The organism is Sphingopyxis sp. EU05-FHT14B03, assembly GCF_058790875.1.
This window is the reverse complement of sequence record NZ_JBYTDC010000003.1, coordinates 243,248-257,738: the sequence shown is the minus strand read 5'-3', so window position 1 is coordinate 257,738 and position 14,491 is coordinate 243,248. Positions and strand designations below refer to the sequence as shown.

11 protein-coding genes are annotated in these 14,491 nt (G+C 67.2%); 6 read left to right on the top strand and 5 right to left on the bottom strand.

The window, feature by feature from the left end; translation table 11 throughout:
- Position 1: 1 nt before the first annotated feature.
- Positions 2-688, bottom strand: coding sequence for a nicotinate-nucleotide adenylyltransferase (locus AC3WS4_RS17745; RefSeq protein WP_492737025.1), 687 nt, complete (start codon positions 686-688; stop codon positions 2-4).
- Positions 652-1,935, bottom strand: coding sequence for a glutamate-5-semialdehyde dehydrogenase (locus AC3WS4_RS17740; protein WP_492737023.1), 1,284 nt, complete (start codon positions 1,933-1,935; stop codon positions 652-654). Before AC3WS4_RS17740 ends, AC3WS4_RS17745 begins: the two co-directional genes overlap by 37 nt.
- Before the next feature lie 77 nt (positions 1,936-2,012).
- On the opposite strand from AC3WS4_RS17740, the gene AC3WS4_RS17735 reads away from it, so the two are divergent.
- Entirely contained in the window at positions 2,013-3,134 is a 1,122-nt protein-coding gene (locus tag AC3WS4_RS17735) for a DUF3667 domain-containing protein (RefSeq protein ID WP_187140582.1), read from the top strand.
- Positions 3,135-3,192: 58 nt separating this feature from the next.
- A complete protein-coding gene (locus AC3WS4_RS17730; protein ID WP_492737021.1) occupies positions 3,193-4,824 on the top strand; it encodes an alkaline phosphatase D family protein in 1,632 nt (543 codons plus the stop codon).
- A gap of 155 nt (positions 4,825-4,979) precedes the next feature.
- Here the strand turns inward: AC3WS4_RS17730 and AC3WS4_RS17725 are convergent, their stop codons facing one another.
- Entirely contained in the window at positions 4,980-5,903 is a 924-nt protein-coding gene (locus tag AC3WS4_RS17725) for a crotonase/enoyl-CoA hydratase family protein (RefSeq protein WP_492737019.1), read from the bottom strand.
- Between the two features lie 240 nt (positions 5,904-6,143).
- Here AC3WS4_RS17725 and purC point away from each other — a divergent pair, with 240 nt between their 5' ends.
- Positions 6,144-6,923: a phosphoribosylaminoimidazolesuccinocarboxamide synthase gene (gene purC, locus AC3WS4_RS17720; RefSeq protein ID WP_056345994.1), complete on the top strand. Its 780-nt coding sequence runs from the start codon at positions 6,144-6,146 to the stop codon at positions 6,921-6,923.
- 90 nt (positions 6,924-7,013) lie between these two features.
- On the opposite strand, the gene AC3WS4_RS17715 is transcribed toward purC, so the two are convergent.
- A complete protein-coding gene (locus AC3WS4_RS17715) occupies positions 7,014-9,008 on the bottom strand; it encodes a lipoxygenase family protein (protein WP_492737018.1) in 1,995 nt (664 codons plus the stop codon).
- Between the two features lie 158 nt (positions 9,009-9,166).
- Here AC3WS4_RS17715 and AC3WS4_RS17710 point away from each other — a divergent pair, with 158 nt between their 5' ends.
- The 3 genes from AC3WS4_RS17710 to AC3WS4_RS17700 are packed head-to-tail and all read left to right on the top strand — an operon-like array spanning position 9,167 to position 13,911.
- A complete protein-coding gene (locus tag AC3WS4_RS17710) occupies positions 9,167-10,318 on the top strand; it encodes a GGDEF domain-containing protein (RefSeq protein WP_235535610.1) in 1,152 nt (383 codons plus the stop codon).
- A 42-nt stretch (positions 10,319-10,360) separates the two neighbouring features.
- Positions 10,361-13,270, top strand: a complete 2,910-nt coding sequence (locus AC3WS4_RS17705) for a M16 family metallopeptidase (RefSeq protein WP_492737016.1) — start codon at positions 10,361-10,363, stop codon at positions 13,268-13,270.
- Positions 13,267-13,911, top strand: a complete 645-nt coding sequence (locus AC3WS4_RS17700; protein ID WP_492737014.1) for a hypothetical protein — start codon at positions 13,267-13,269, stop codon at positions 13,909-13,911. The genes AC3WS4_RS17705 and AC3WS4_RS17700 overlap by 4 nt, the downstream gene beginning before the upstream one ends.
- Positions 13,912-13,930: 19 nt before the next feature.
- On the opposite strand, the gene AC3WS4_RS17695 is transcribed toward AC3WS4_RS17700, so the two are convergent.
- Positions 13,931-14,350, bottom strand: a complete 420-nt coding sequence (locus AC3WS4_RS17695) for an addiction module antidote protein (protein WP_492737012.1) — start codon at positions 14,348-14,350, stop codon at positions 13,931-13,933.
- Positions 14,351-14,491 lie beyond the last annotated feature (141 nt).

Here is a 14,491-nt window from a genome sequence, read left to right as displayed (position 1 = left end):
TTCATTCCTTTTCGTCCGTGGCCAGCCGCGAATGCGTCAGCGGGTCGCGCATCGCGCGGCCAGCATAGCTCTCGTACCAGCGGGGGTTGGCCTGCCGTATTGCAGTTGCGGATCGCACATCGGGCGAAAATCGCAGGAACACGAGGGCAGGCGGTCTCCAGTCCGTCCAGTGACTTTTCTGGTCCGCGGGCCGGACGAAGCGCCGAAGCCAACCCATCGCCTTTGCAGCATGGGTGCGGCCATTATAGCCCGGACGCGCGACAACCGCAATCGGCATGAGTCGCGCGATCCCCCGCCAGTCGCGCCATTGGGGCAATTGAGCCAGATTGTCGGCGCCCATGATCCAGATGAACTGCCGATTGGGATAGCGGCGGACGAGTTTTTTCAGCGTGTCAACGGTGTAGCGGGTGCCCAGTTCGGCCTCGATCGCGGTGGCGCGAATCGACGACCGCCGCGCCGCGCGCCGGGCGGAGGCAAGGCGCGCCGGCAGCGGCGCCATGCCCTTGGCGGGCTTGAGCGGATTGCCGGGCGAGACCAGCCACCAGAGTTCGTCGAGGTCCAGCGCGTCGATGGCATCGAGACTTATCGCGCGATGCCCGCTATGCGCGGGGTTGAAGCTGCCGCCAAGGAGGCCGGTGGGGACCTTGCGTGTCAGGGCCGGACCTGACCCGTCCCGCGCACCAGCCATTTGTACGTCGTCAGCCCTTCGAGCGCGACCGGACCGCGCGCGTGCAGCCGTCCCGTCGCGATGCCGATCTCCGCCCCCAGCCCGAATTCGCCGCCGTCGGCGAATTGCGTCGAGGCGTTGTGCATGACGATCGCGCTGTCGACCTCGGACAGGAAACGTTCGGCGACGCCCGCATCCTCGGTGACGACCGCGTCGGTGTGCTTGCTCGAATGCGCGTCGATATGTGCGAGCGCGCCGGCGAGGCCGTCGACCATCGCGACCGAGACGATCGCGTCGAGATATTCGCAGTCCCAGTCGTTCGCGCTGGCGGGCCCGACATGCGGGCTCAGCGCCGCGACCTCCTTGTCGCCGCGCACTTCGCAGCCTGCCGCGACCAGCGCATCGACGATGGCGAGCGGCGCGGGAAAGGCGCGGTCGATCAGGATCGTCTCGGTCGCGCCGCAGACGCCGGTGCGGCGCATCTTGGCGTTGACGGCAAGCGCCACCGCCTTGGCGGGGTCGGCGCGGCCGTCCAGATAGAGGTGGTTGATCCCGTCGAGATGCGCGAGCACTGGCACGCGCGCCTCGTCGTGCACCCGCGCGACCAGGCTCTTGCCGCCGCGCGGGATGATGATGTCGACCAGCCCCTGCGCGCGCAGCAGCGCACCGACGGCGGCGCGGTCCTGCACCGGCACCAGTTGCACCGCATCGACGGGCAGGCCGCTTTCGGCGAGCCCCGCGGCGAGCGCGGCGTGGATCGCACGATTGCTGTTCACCGCCTCGCTGCCGCCGCGCAGGATCACGGCATTGCCCGACATCAGCCCCAGTGCCGCCGCGTCGGCGGTGACGTTCGGCCGGCTTTCATAGATGATGCCGACGACGCCGAGCGGGACGCGCACGCGGCTGAGCGCCATGCCATTGGGGCGGACGGCGCGGTCGATTTCCATGCCGACGGGGTCGGGGAGCGCGGCGACCGCCTCGACCGCCTCGGCGATACCGCCGAGCCGCGCATCGTCGAGCCGCAGCCGGTCGAGCATCGCCGCCGACAGCCCCGCCGCCTTGGCCGCCGCCATGTCGCGCCGGTTCGCGTCGAGAATCGCATCGGCGCGCAGGCGCAGCTGGCCGGCTGCGGCGCGCAGGCCCGCGGCCTTTTCCGCGGTCGGCACCACGGCCAGCCGTTTGGCCGCGATGCGCGCGCGCGCGCCCATGTCGGCGATCAGCGCGTCGGGGTCGGGAACGGGGGACAGGGTATGGGCTTTGGCGGTCATGCGCGCGCCCTATCATGCTTTGCGCGGCCGGTGAAAGTCCCCGTTGCACGCGCCGCGCGCGCTGCTACCTAGACGTCATGACAGGGGACATCGAAGGGATCGGGGCGGCGGTGACCGCCGGGCTGGCGGCACGCGCGGTCGAACCGCGCCACGGCGGCCCGGATGGACATGCGGGTACGCGCTGCCTCAATTGCGGGACCAGCCTCGTCGGCTCGCATTGTCATCATTGCGGCCAGCGGGCCGATGTTCACCGTAGCTTCGGCGCGATCGGTCACGACCTCGTCCATGCGATCTTCCATTTCGAGGGCAAGATCTGGAACACGCTGCCGATGCTCGCCTGGCGCCCGGGCGACCTGACGCGCCGCTATATCCATGGCGAGCGCGCGAGCTTCATCTCGCCGCTGGCGCTGTTCCTGTTCGCGGTCTTCCTGACCTATGCGGTGCTCGCGATGGTCGGCAGCGGCGGCGGGTTCGGCGAGGGGCTGGCCAAGGCGGCGGCAAACCAGACCGAGGCGAGCGCGATCCAGGCGCGCTTCCTCGCGGAAACGGCGGAGGTTAATGCCGAGCTTGCAAAAAAGGGCCTGACGCCGGAGCGAAAGCGGCAGCTCGAGCAGGAGCTCGTCTCGCTGCGCAAGAGCGCCGAATATCTCGGCATCGCGAAGCCGATGACTGCGGAGGAGCGGGCAAAGGGGCCGCCGGTGCTCGAAGATCCGGGCGAGCAGATGATGACCAGCGTCGATTTCCTGTCACGGACCAAGGTCGATACCGGGGTGCCCTTCATCGACCATGGTTTCGAAAAGGCGCGCGCGAACCCGTCGCTCGTCATGTATAAGTTGCAGGCGAACGCCTATAAATTCGCCTGGGCGCTGATCCCGCTGTCGCTGCCCTTCATGTGGCTGCTCTATCCGTTCAGCCGCCGCTTCCACACATACGACCATTTCGTCTTCGTCACTTATTCGATTTCGTTCATGCTACTGCTGTTCGTCGTCGTGCGCCTGCTCAACCTGACGGTGCTGGGCGACGTCGCGACCGTCCTCGCGATCTTCTATGTGCCCTTCCACATGGTTCGCCAGCTGCGCGGCGCCTATCGCTCGTCGCGCTTCGGGGCGCTCGTGCGCGGGACGATGCTGCTGTTCTTCAGCCTGTTCGCGGTGACCACCTTCATGCTGCTGCTACTGGCGATGGGGGTCATGGGATAGGCGCGCCATATCGTCACAAAGACGGAGCAAGAAGCCGCCGGAAAATAGGGAGACTGCTATGCATCCGCTTTGGGGAGAGATCGACCGCCGCCTGCTGATCAAGCTCGGCACCGCCGGACTTGCGGCGCTGTCGCTGCCCGGCGCGGCGCGGGCGATGATGGCGCAGGGCTTCACCCATGGCGTCGCGAGCGGCGAGCCGGGGGCGAATTCGGTAATGCTGTGGACACGCTATGCCGCGCCCTCCGATGCCCGGCTGACCGTCGAGGTCGCCGAAACCCCCGATTTCGCGCGCATCGTCGGCGGCGGCAGCGTCGATGCCGACGGCGCCAGCGATCACACCGCCAAGTTGATGGTTCGCGGGCTGCAACCCGGCCGCTGGTATTTCTATCGCTTCGTCGCGCCCGACGGCACCAAATCGATCACCGGCCGCACCCGCACCCTGCCGCAGGGGGCGACGTCCGTCTTCAATCTCGCGCTCTTTTCCTGTTCGAACATGCCCTTCGGCTGGTTCAACGCCTATGGCCATGCCGCATCGCGCCAGGACATCGACCTGGTCGCCCATGTCGGCGATTATCTCTATGAATATGCCGCCGGCGATTATCCGTCGGCGAAACAGACGCTGCCCGGCCGCGAGATCCAGCCGTCGCAGGAGATCGTCGCGCTCGCCGACTATCGGCTGCGCTACGCCGCCTACCGCGCCGACCCCGATCTGCAGCGGCTGCACCAGCTGTTCCCGATGATCGCGCAATGGGACGATCATGAATTCGCCAACGACGCCTGGAAGGGCGGGGCGGAAAATCACAATGATGGCGAAGGCAGCTGGACCGACCGTGTAGCAGCGGCCGAGCGCGCGCATGGCGAATGGATGCCCGTCGCCGACACGCGCTGGCGCGACTATCAGGTCGGCGACCTCGCGACGATCTTCCTCCCCGAAACGCGGGTGACCGCGCGCGACCGGCCGTTCGAGATCGACGAGATCGTCGCGGGCGGCGGCGACGCTGCGGCGAAGCTCAAGGCCTTTGCCGAGACCGCCTATCGCGACCCCGCGCGCCAATTGATGGGCAGCGATCAGGAAAAATGGCTGTTCGGTGGCCTCGCCGCGTCGAAAAAGACGGGCACGCGCTGGCAGGTCTGCGCGCAGCAGATTGTCACCGGGACGCTCTTCACCCCGCCCGAATCGGCGAACTGGTTCGGCGCCAACCCGCCCGAGGTCGTGCGCCGCCGCGTCGCCGCGTCACAGCTCGCCGCCAAGGCCGGGCTGCCGCTCAACATGGATGCATGGGACGGCTATCCCGCGGCGCGCGACCGGCTGCTCGGCGCGGCGCAGTCGGTCGATGCCGACCTGGTGATGCTCGCGGGCGACAGCCACAACGCCTGGGCGTTCGACCTCGCGCATGACGGTCGGCCCGCGGGTATCGAGGTCGGCGGCCACAGCGTCACCTCGCCGGGCTTCGAAAATTATACGCAGGGGATTTCGGAAGAGACGCGCGTCGCGGCGCTGCGCGGCTCGTCGCCGCAGCTCAAATGGGCGAACACCCGCGATCGCGGCTATGTCTCGGTGGCGATAACCCCCGACAAGGTTACCGCCCACTGGCACAGCGTCGAGACGATCCGCGAAAAATCGCTCGCGCTTAAGGACACGCACAGCATGACGGTGCGGCGCGGGAAAAGGATGTACGACGTGGTTTGACGCGTAGTTGATCCTCCCTGTCGCGAAGCGATGGGGAGGGGGACCGTCCGCGAAGCGGATGGTGGAGGGGCCGAAACGTCGCGCAATGGCCCCTCCGTCAGCGCTCCGCGCTGCCACCTCCCCATGGCTTCGCCACAGGGAGGATTATAAGGACCTTAGCCGTAAGGCGGCGCATCCTCGAACTCGCCGAAAGACGGATAGTCGTTCGCGACGCTCGCGGTGAAATGGGGTTCGCGTTTTTCGAGGAAGCTCGTCACCCCCTCGGCGGCGTCGGGGCTGCGCCCGCGGGCGAAGATCACCCGGCTGTCCCAGCGGTGCGCGCTCATCGGGTGCGGTGCGCCGAGCATGCGCCACATCATATGGCGCGTCAGCGCGACCGACACCGGGGCGCTGTCGCCGGTCAGCTCGCGCGCCTTGGCGATCGCGGCATCGACCAGTTCGCCGGGGGCATGGACCGACTGGACGAGGCCCTTTTCATGCGCTTCGGCGGCGGGGACCAACCGGCCCGAATAGCACCAGTCGAGCGCGGTCTGGATGCCGACGAGGCGCGGCAGGAACCAGCTCGACGCTGCCTCGGGAACGATGCCGCGGCGCGCGAAGACAAAGCCATAGCGCGCGGTGTCGCTGGCGAGGCGCGCGTCCATCGACAGCGTCATCGTCGCGCCGATGCCGACCGCGGCGCCGTTGATCGCACCGAGCACCGGCTTCTTGCATTCGAAGATGCGCATCGACACGCGGCCGCCGCCGTCGCGGATCAGCGGGTGCGACCAGTCGATCGTGCCGTCCTCGGCGACCGGGCTTGCCGATATGCCCTCGGGCAGCAGTGCCGCTTTGTCGGTGCGCTTGTCGTAATCGAAGGTCGATCCGCCCGCGCCGAGGTCCGCCCCCGCGCAATAGGCGCGCTCGCCATGGCCGGTGAAGATCACCGCGCGCACCGCGTCGTCGGCGTCGCATTCGTCGAGCGCGGCGACGATTTCGGTCATCATCCGGGTGGTGAAGGCGTTCATCCGGTCGGGCCGGTACAGCGTCAGCAGCGCGATGCCCTCATGCTTGTCGAGGCGAATCTCTTCGAAGCTCATATCTCTCTCCTTGTCGTTGCGGCCATGGTCGCAAGGGATGCGGAGGAAGGCAAGCTCTAGTTTACGTAAGCGTAAAGGTGTAAATCGTCCTTCTCCCGACGGGAGAAGGGGTGTCTTACGCCCGGGGATGACGCGCCCGACCTTTGCCGCTATAGGCGCCGGAACCGCCCCGGCGCCGCGCCTCGCATGAGTCGTATTCGCCGGGGCCAGCTATTTTGACGTCAAGGAAAGCATGTGCCCATGGCCCGTCGCCGCCAGATCTACGAAGGCAAAGCCAAGATCCTCTATGAGGGCCCCGAACCGGGCACGCTGATCCAATATTTCAAGGATGACGCGACCGCGTTCAACGCCCAGAAAAAGGGCACGATCAGCGGCAAGGGCGTGCTCAACAACCGGATCAGCGAGCATGTCTTCACCCTGCTCGGCAACATCGGCGTCCCGCATCATTTCATCCGCCGCCTCAACATGCGCGAGCAGCTGATCCGCCAGGTCGAGATCGTCCCGATCGAGGTGATCGTGCGCAATGTCGCCGCGGGCACGCTGTCGAAGCGGCTCGGGATCGAGGAGGGCACGCAGCTCCCCCGCACGCTGATCGAATATTGCTACAAGGACGACGCGCTCGGCGATCCGCTGGTCGCCGAGGAGCATATCGCCTGTTTCAACTGGTGCAGCCAGGAAGAATTGCACGATATCCAGGACATGGCGATCCGCATCAACGACTTCATGTCGGGCATGTTCGCCGCGGTCGGCATCCGTCTGGTCGACTTCAAGCTCGAATTCGGGCGGCTCTATGACGGCGATTTCAGCCGCATCATCCTCGCCGACGAGATCAGCCCCGACGGCTGCCGCCTGTGGGACATGACCACCAACGAAAAACTCGACAAGGACCGCTTCCGCCGCGACCTCGGCGGCGAAGTCGAAGCCTATCAGGAAGTCGCGCGCCGCTTGGGCCTGCTGCCCGAAGGCGTCGACAACGCGGTGCTCGACCTCGAAAGCCACCGGAAGAAAAAGGGCAGCTGATCAGATCGTCGCCCCCGCGAAGGCGGGGGCCGCTATCGACCTTGCGCAAGCTTGCCAGCGGCCCCCGCCTTCGCGGGGGCGACGGCAAACTCAGATATTGATGCTGGTCGGGATCAAACTCGGCTGCAGATAGGGATAGGGCGCCAGCCGCTGTGCGTTGCGCGCCGCGATCTCGGTTTCGACATCGGTGAGCGCGGCCTGGAACCAGGCGAGCGGACCGCTCTTCGCGGTGACGCGCGGGTCCTGGAACCACAAGGGATAGGGAAAGGCGTTGCTGCGATAATCGCCGAGCGGGCGATAGTGCAGCGAACCCAGCAGCTCGAGCACGTTCAGTTGCTCGAGCGCCAGCCCCTTCGGCGGCATCATCGCCAGCCAGCCCGGCTTGTCCTGCCCGCGCTGGCCGGTCGGCGCCGGCTCCCAGCCCGCACCGGTGATCGCGGGGGCAAAGGTCATGATGTCCTTTTGCGGGAAATTGACCGCCGCATGCTGCGCGCTCGCAGTGAACATCACCATCGTGCAGATTTGCGCGAGTTGCCCCCGCGTCGTCACCGGGCCGAAGCCCCTGATCTTGGCTTCGGTGGCAAGGCACGCCGCCCAGGCGGCGAGTTCGGTGTCGGCGACCACCGCGGCATCGTTCGTATAATAGAGGTCGACATATTGGCGCGCCCATTCGTGGATCGTGTTCCACACCAGCAGCGCGTCGTCGCGGTACGGATAGTCGGCGAGCGCCGAGGTCACCCCGACGCCGCGCGCCGCTAGGTCGGCGGGCAGCATCTTGCCATAAAAGTCGAAGGCGAGCCGCGCATCGACCGCTGCCGCCTGGCTCGAGGTGATCGTGCCCGCGAAAATATGGTCGATCGGCCCGCCCGCCGCGATGAGCGAGGTCGCCGCGGCCTCGTTGATGAACAGCGTCCCCTCATAATGCGGGACGAGCAGCGCCCAGATCGGATGGACCTCGGCGAGGTGGCGGTGCGTCGCGACGGCAAAGGCCTCGATCACCAGATGCGTGCGCGCCAGATGCGCGAACAATTCGTGATAATTGCCGTCGGCGACCTGCACGACCAGCTTCGCCATTTCCCAGCCCCACAGCTTTTCGGGCGCGGGCGAGGGGGTGAAGATCGGGAAGTCGGCGGGATCCTGACCGCACTGGATCGCGACCGGGATCAGCGAGGCGCCGCCCGGCGGCACCGCGAACAGCGCGATCGGCTGCCAGGCATATTTGGCCTCGCCGCGATAGGTGCCGGGGTCGAGCACCGCCAGGTCCTTGTAATCGAGCAGGAACAGCCGGCCGTCGGCGAGCGCGCGGTCGAGCGTGTCGCCGTTCACCACCGCCGCATATTGCTTGGCGGTCAGCGGGAAATTCGCCGGCAGCGCATCGCCCACGGCGGCGATCAGCATGTTGTTCGGCCCCTGCACGCGCAGCCGCGCGAAGCTGGCGTCGTTCTGGAAGTCATAGGCGACGCCCGGCACCGGCAGCGTCTGGAACAGCGCGCGATAGGCGTCGAGGCTGCGCGGCGCGCGGCTGCCGATGCCGGCGACCTCCTCGTCGCTGACCTTCATCAAGTCCTCGATGCGCGCCTTATAGCTTTCGAGCAGGGTCAGATGCGCGTCGCGTTCGATCGTCGCGACCGCGCTTTCGACATCGTCGACGATCCGTTCGAAGATCGTACCGCCGTCATGCGCGCCATGGGCGGCGGTGATCTTGCGCGTCGAGGTCTCGATCGCGTCGCATTCGGCAAGCGCCGCGGCATAATCGGGGTGGGCCCCGGTCAGTTCGCCGGCTTCGACCGCACCCAGCTTCACCGCGAGCGCGTTGCGCACGATCGCGAGGCCGATGGTGATCAGCTTGCCGAACCAGGCGATGGTCGGCACGTCGTTCTTGGGCACGTCGGTCGCCAGCGGCACGCCGGGCAGGGTGGGAACGTCGGTGGTCCATACATAGACCGCCTGCGTCGCGGTCAGTTGCGCCGCGCGGGCGGCGCGCTGCGCCGGCGTGTCGTTCTGTGGCAGCGTCGGATCGGCGGACGGCATTGGCGACGCCAGCGCGGGCGTGGGTGTGGTCAGTGACGCGACAGGATAGGACATGATGACGGACTCCCCCAAAGGATCGAAATTCGGATGGGAGCGGCTGTCGCAAAACATGGTTAATATTTTGCAAGTCCGACCGTCGTGCTAGACGCGTAGCCGGATGAAAAATGGGGATTCTATCCTTAACCGATGTTTTACTCCTGCGCTCTATCCCCATGGCCATGACGGGGGTCTATCATTGGCTGAGGGCGCGGGTTTTCCCGCCGGTTCCGGAATCGATCCGGGACGATGTCGCGTTGCTGCGCGCCAATCGTATCGAGACCCTGACCCCGATGTTGTTCCTGACCCTCGCGGCGACGACGCCGACGGCGATCTACGCCGGGGTCGAAAGCGTCCATTGGATCGTTCGCCTCGGGTTTCCGATCACGCTCGCGGTCGTATGCCTGCTGGGATTTTTATACCTGCTCAAGGCGCGCGGCCGCCGCATGAGCCCGCGCCGTGCGCGGCGGGTGATCAAGGAAGCGACCTGGCTGTCGGGCACCATGGGGGCGATGTGCAGCATCTGGACGGTGACCAACTGGTTCGCCGCGCCGCCCGAGGCGCATAGCTATTATGCGATGATCATGGCGATGGGCTCGCTCGCGACCGCCTATTGCCTGTCGTCGATCCGCTTCACGACGATCGTCAACCTCGGCATCGGGCTCGTTCCGATCATGTTGCTCATGCTGACCTCGGGCAACCCGCCAGAAATCGCGGCGGGAACCAGCCTGTTCGTCGCGACCGCCTTTTTGCTGCGCATGATCTTTCAGCAGCACCGCCAGCTGATCGACCTGTTGCAACTGCAGCAACAGATGCGCGATCTCGCGCACACCGATCCGCTCACCGGCCTGTGGAACCGCCGCGAACTCGACGCGCGGCTCGACCAGGAAATTGCCGCGGCGGGGTCCGATACGCGTTTCGCGATCGCCTTGCTCGACCTCGACGGTTTCAAGCCGGTCAACGATCGCTACGGTCATGGTGTCGGCGACGCGCTGCTTTGCGAAGTCGCGGCGCGCCTGCGTCACGCGTGCGGCGACCATGCGATGGTCGCGCGGCAGGGCGGCGACGAATTCGCGATCCTCGTGCCGGCGGGGTCGCCGCTGCTCGACACCTCGCTGTCGGGCCATATGCTGTCGGCGCTGGCGGCGCCCTATCGCATCGACGGCGCCGCGATCCGCGTCGGCGCCAGCATCGGGGTCGCAACCTGGCCCGAACAGGGCACCAGCGCGAAAAGGCTGTTCGATGTCGCCGACCGCGCGGTCTATGCGGCTAAGGCCGCCGATCGCGAGGCCATGTCGTCTGTCGAAAGCGTCGCGCGCGCGGGCTAGGCGGCGCTTGACCCGTCCGGGCGGCACGCCCAGACAGGCAGCATGACCTTCCGACCCCTGTTGCGCGCTTCAGCCGCGCTGTCGCCCATCGTCCTCGCTACCGCTCTCGCTTTCGCCGGCCCTGCGCCGTTGCTGGCGCGCGAACCCGTCGCCGCGCCGGCGCCCGCCGCGGCCACCACCAACCCGCAGGGTGATGCCGCGCGGGCGTGGAACTTCGCGGCCAGCGACGTGCCCGTCGACCCGAACATCGTCTTCGGGGTGCTGCCCAACGGGATGAAATATGCGCTGCTGAAGAACAGCACGCCCAGGGACAGCGTCTCGCTGCGCCTGCGCTTCGACGTCGGCAGCTTTGCCGAGGCCGACGACCAGCGCGGCCTCGCCCATTTCCTCGAACATATGGCGTTCAACGGCTCGACCAACGTGCCCGAGGGCGAGATGATCAAGCTGCTCGAACGCAAGGGGCTGGCGTTCGGCGCCGACACCAATGCCTCGACCGGCTTCGACCAGACCGTCTACCAACTCGACCTGCCCAACGCCTCCGACGATCTGATCGACACCGGCCTCATGCTGATGCGCGAGACCGCGAGCGAATTGAAGATCGATCCGGCGGCGGTCGACCGCGAACGCGGCATCATCCTGTCCGAACGCCGCGCGCGCGACACCTATCAGCTGCGCAGCCTGATCGACCAGCTCGCCTTCCAGATGAAGGGCATGAGCGCGCCGAACCGCATTCCGGTCGGTACCGAGGAGGTGATCCGGGGCGCCCCCGCCGCGCGCATCCGCGACCTCTATGACCGCTATTACCGTCCCGAGCGCGCGACGTTGGTGATGGTCGGCGATTTCGATCCCGCGGCGATCGAGGCGAAGATCAAGGCGCGCTTTGCCGACTGGAAGGGCCGCGGCCCCGCCGGTGCTGATCCCGATATCGGCACGATTGATTATAGCCGAGCCTCGGCCGCCGACGATTTCGTCGACCCCGCAATCGCCGACGGGGTGACGATCACCGCGTTCAAGCCGTGGGTGAAACTGCCCGACACCAAAGCCAAGCGCGCCAAAGACCTGGCCGAGGGGATCGGCGAAGCGATCGTCGCGCGCCGTCTCGCGAAGCTCGCGCTCGCCGAGGATTCGCCGATCCTCAATGGTTATTTCGGCGATTCGAACGGCTGGGACGTGTTCGACCAGGTCACGATCGGCGCCACCGCGAAACAGGGTTCCTGGCGCGAGGCGCAGGCGCTGGTCGAACAGGAATGGCGCCGCGCCGCCCAGCATGGCTTCACCCAGGCCGAGGTCGACGAACAGCTCGCCAACCGTCGCACCGCGCTGAAAAATGCCGTCGCCGGGGTCGACACCCGGCGCAGCGAGAATCTCGCCGACGTGCTGGTCGAGGCGGCGAAGGGCGATTTCGTCGTTTCGCGGCCCGAGGTTTCACAGGCGCTGTTCGACGCTGCTGCCCCGTCGCTCGATGCCGCCGCGGTGAGCGCCGCCTTCCAGCAACGGCTCGCGGGCCTCGGCGCGCCGCTCGTCCGCGTGACGTCGAAGACCCCGGTCGAGGGCGGCACCGATGCGATCCTCGCCGCGCTCAAGTCGTCGCAGCAGGTGGCGGTCGCCGCGCCCGCCGCCGCGACGAGCGCCGCCTTCGCCTACACCGACTTCGGCACCCCCGGAAAGATCGTCAGCGACCAGCGGATCGAGGACCTCGGCATCCGCCGCATCCGTTTCGCCAACAATGTCATGCTCAACATCAAGACAACCGATTTCCAGAAGGACACGGTGTTCCTGTCGCTGCGCATCGACGGCGGCAGCCTGCTCGCGACAAAGGCCGACCCGACGCGCGTCGCACTCGCGGGGTCGATCAGCCTCGGCGGGCTCGAGGCGCACAGCCGCGACGAACTCAGCACCATCCTCGCCGGTAAGACGGTGAGTTCGAGCGTCGGCAGCGCCACCGACAGCTTCGGCGGCAGCGCGCGCACCTCGCCCGAGGATTTCAAACTGCAGGCGCAGCTGATGGCCGCCTTCCTCACCCACCCGGGCTATCGCCCCGACGGCCTCGCGCTGATCCGCCGCTTCCTGCCGCAGCAATATGCCGCGAATGACGCGACCCCCGGCGCGGTGCTCGGCCGCGACGCCGGCGGCATCCTCGCCAACAACGACCCGCGTGCTGTCACCCCGCCGCTCGACACGATGCTGGCGCTCGACTGGGCCAGCCTCAAGCCCGCGATCGCCGACAGCATGGAGCATGGCGCGATAGAGATCGGCGTCGTCGGCGACATCGACGAAGCGGCGGCGATCGACGCGATCGCCTCGACCTTCGGCGCGCTGCCCGAACGCCGCCCGGCCTTCGACCCGCGGCCCGAGGCGCGCGTCCGCGAGTTCGCCAAGGACCGCGGCGAACGCACGCTGATCCACAAGGGCCCCGCCGAACAGGCCGAGCTGCGCGTCTATTGGTCCGCGCGCGACGACAGCGACCTCGCCGAGGCGATGCAGCTGCAACTGCTGTCGCGCGTGATGCAGCTCAAACTGACTGAGGAACTGCGCGAGAAGCTGGGCGAAAGCTACAGCCCCGGCGCCGGCGCCAGCCTGTCGGACGACTTCCCCGGCTATGGCCATCTCTTCGCGGCGAGCAATGTCGACTACAAGGACCTCGCGACCACCCGCGCCGCGATCTTCGCCATCGCGAAGGAATTGCGCGACACCCCGGTCGACGCCGACCTGCTCGATCGCGCGCGCAAGCCGATGCTCGAGGCGATGACCAAGGCGCGGCGCGAGAACGGCTATTGGCTGCCGTATGTCGCGGCCGCAACGAGCAAGGAAGCCCGCCTCGACCGCAGCCGCAAGAGCATCGCCGATGTGGAAGCGGCGACGCCTGCCGAGTTGCAGGCGCTGGCGAAACGCTACCTGACCGACGACAAGGCGCTGGTGATCAAGGCGGTGAGCGACAAGGCGGGGAAGTGAGCTGGGAGCTAGGGATTCGCGGCGGCGCAATTCTGCTCGTCGCTGCGTTCACCGCGTTGCTCGCTGCGTGCGGCAAACCAAAGCTGGAGCCGCCGAAGATTGTGGATCGCCACGCCCATTGCGATCTTGCCACGGAAAAACCGGAGGCGATTACCGACGCGGTCGCCGCCGAGCCGGTGGCTCGTGCGCTTCGCGCTATGGCAGAGCGCTCACTGCCCAATTCGCCGCGTGATCAGACCGCTCGTTTCTGGGCGGTCAAGCTGCCCTGCAACGAGATGATCGTCGCATGGCTCTTCGGGCGCCATTTTTGCGGAACGGGCGGATGCAACCTGTTGGTGTGGGATGCATCCGGCGGGCGGCTGCGCGAGATCGGCGATGTGTCCATCAGCTGGGGGCCGGTCCGCCTGCTCGGCGAGCGTCACAACGGCCGGCCGGTGTTTGGATCGTGGACGCAGGGCGGCGGTATTCAGCCCGGCTATGAACGGGCGATGCGTTTCGACGGCAATGCCTATCCGAAATCGATGGGGAAGGAAGCCGACGTCAGAATGGCGGTCGACGTACCGGGCATACTCCTGATTGGGGAGTTCCGGAAACTGGATGAGGGATTGCCGCTGTACAGCGAGCAGGGAAATCCAGGTTGAGCCCCAGGGGCTAGCGCCCCTAAACCCGCCCGGGCGCCCTCGCGCGCAGGAAATTCTCCAGCGCTACGAAGATCATCTCGCGCGCGTCGCTGCCCAGCATCTCGCCGGTCAGCATATCGAACCGCGCGCGGTCGCGGCGGCCTGCGGCGCCGACCATCGCGGCGAGCAGGCTCTCGTCGAAGCTGACGCGCGGGCAGCAGGGCGGGGCGACGGCAAAGGGGTCGGGCCAGCTGTGGCCGATCGCCTCGACCACCAGCCGAAAGCGCCGCGCCGCGAGGATATTGCCCCAGCGCCGCTCGAGCTCGGGCATCGGGTCGCGCTCGCTACGGCGGCAGAGGATGCAGTAGCGCAGCGCTAGGACGGCCTGCGCGGCGTCGACGGGCAGGTCGCGGACCAGCGGTTGCTCGGTCAGTTGCCGGATCAGCAGGCTCGATTCCATGGCGCGTCCCTTTCCCGATCGGTCCGGTCGATTGGCGCAGGTCCCGGGCCGGATCCTTGAAAAAGCCGCCGGCCGCTGCAGGAGCAGCGACCGGCAGGAGGGGACTGCCCCGCCTTGCTATTGAGAATTACTCGCAAGTAC

Bases quoted from the DNA above. Each gene is read 5' to 3' on its own strand.
- AC3WS4_RS17745 (WP_492737025.1), bottom strand. From the start codon at position 688: ATGGCTGGTGCGCGGGACGGGTCAGGTCCGGCCCTGACACGCAAGGTC.
- AC3WS4_RS17740 (WP_492737023.1), bottom strand. From the start codon at position 1,935: ATGACCGCCAAAGCCCATACCCTGTCCCCCGTTCCCGACCCCGACGCG.
- AC3WS4_RS17735 (WP_187140582.1), top strand. From the start codon at position 2,013: ATGACAGGGGACATCGAAGGGATCGGGGCGGCGGTGACCGCCGGGCTG.
- AC3WS4_RS17730 (WP_492737021.1), top strand. From the start codon at position 3,193: ATGCATCCGCTTTGGGGAGAGATCGACCGCCGCCTGCTGATCAAGCTC.
- AC3WS4_RS17725 (WP_492737019.1), bottom strand. From the start codon at position 5,903: ATGAGCTTCGAAGAGATTCGCCTCGACAAGCATGAGGGCATCGCGCTG.
- purC (WP_056345994.1), top strand. From the start codon at position 6,144: ATGGCCCGTCGCCGCCAGATCTACGAAGGCAAAGCCAAGATCCTCTAT.
- AC3WS4_RS17715 (WP_492737018.1), bottom strand. From the start codon at position 9,008: ATGTCCTATCCTGTCGCGTCACTGACCACACCCACGCCCGCGCTGGCG.
- AC3WS4_RS17710 (WP_235535610.1), top strand. From the start codon at position 9,167: ATGGCCATGACGGGGGTCTATCATTGGCTGAGGGCGCGGGTTTTCCCG.
- AC3WS4_RS17705 (WP_492737016.1), top strand. From the start codon at position 10,361: ATGACCTTCCGACCCCTGTTGCGCGCTTCAGCCGCGCTGTCGCCCATC.
- AC3WS4_RS17695 (WP_492737012.1), bottom strand. From the start codon at position 14,350: ATGGAATCGAGCCTGCTGATCCGGCAACTGACCGAGCAACCGCTGGTC.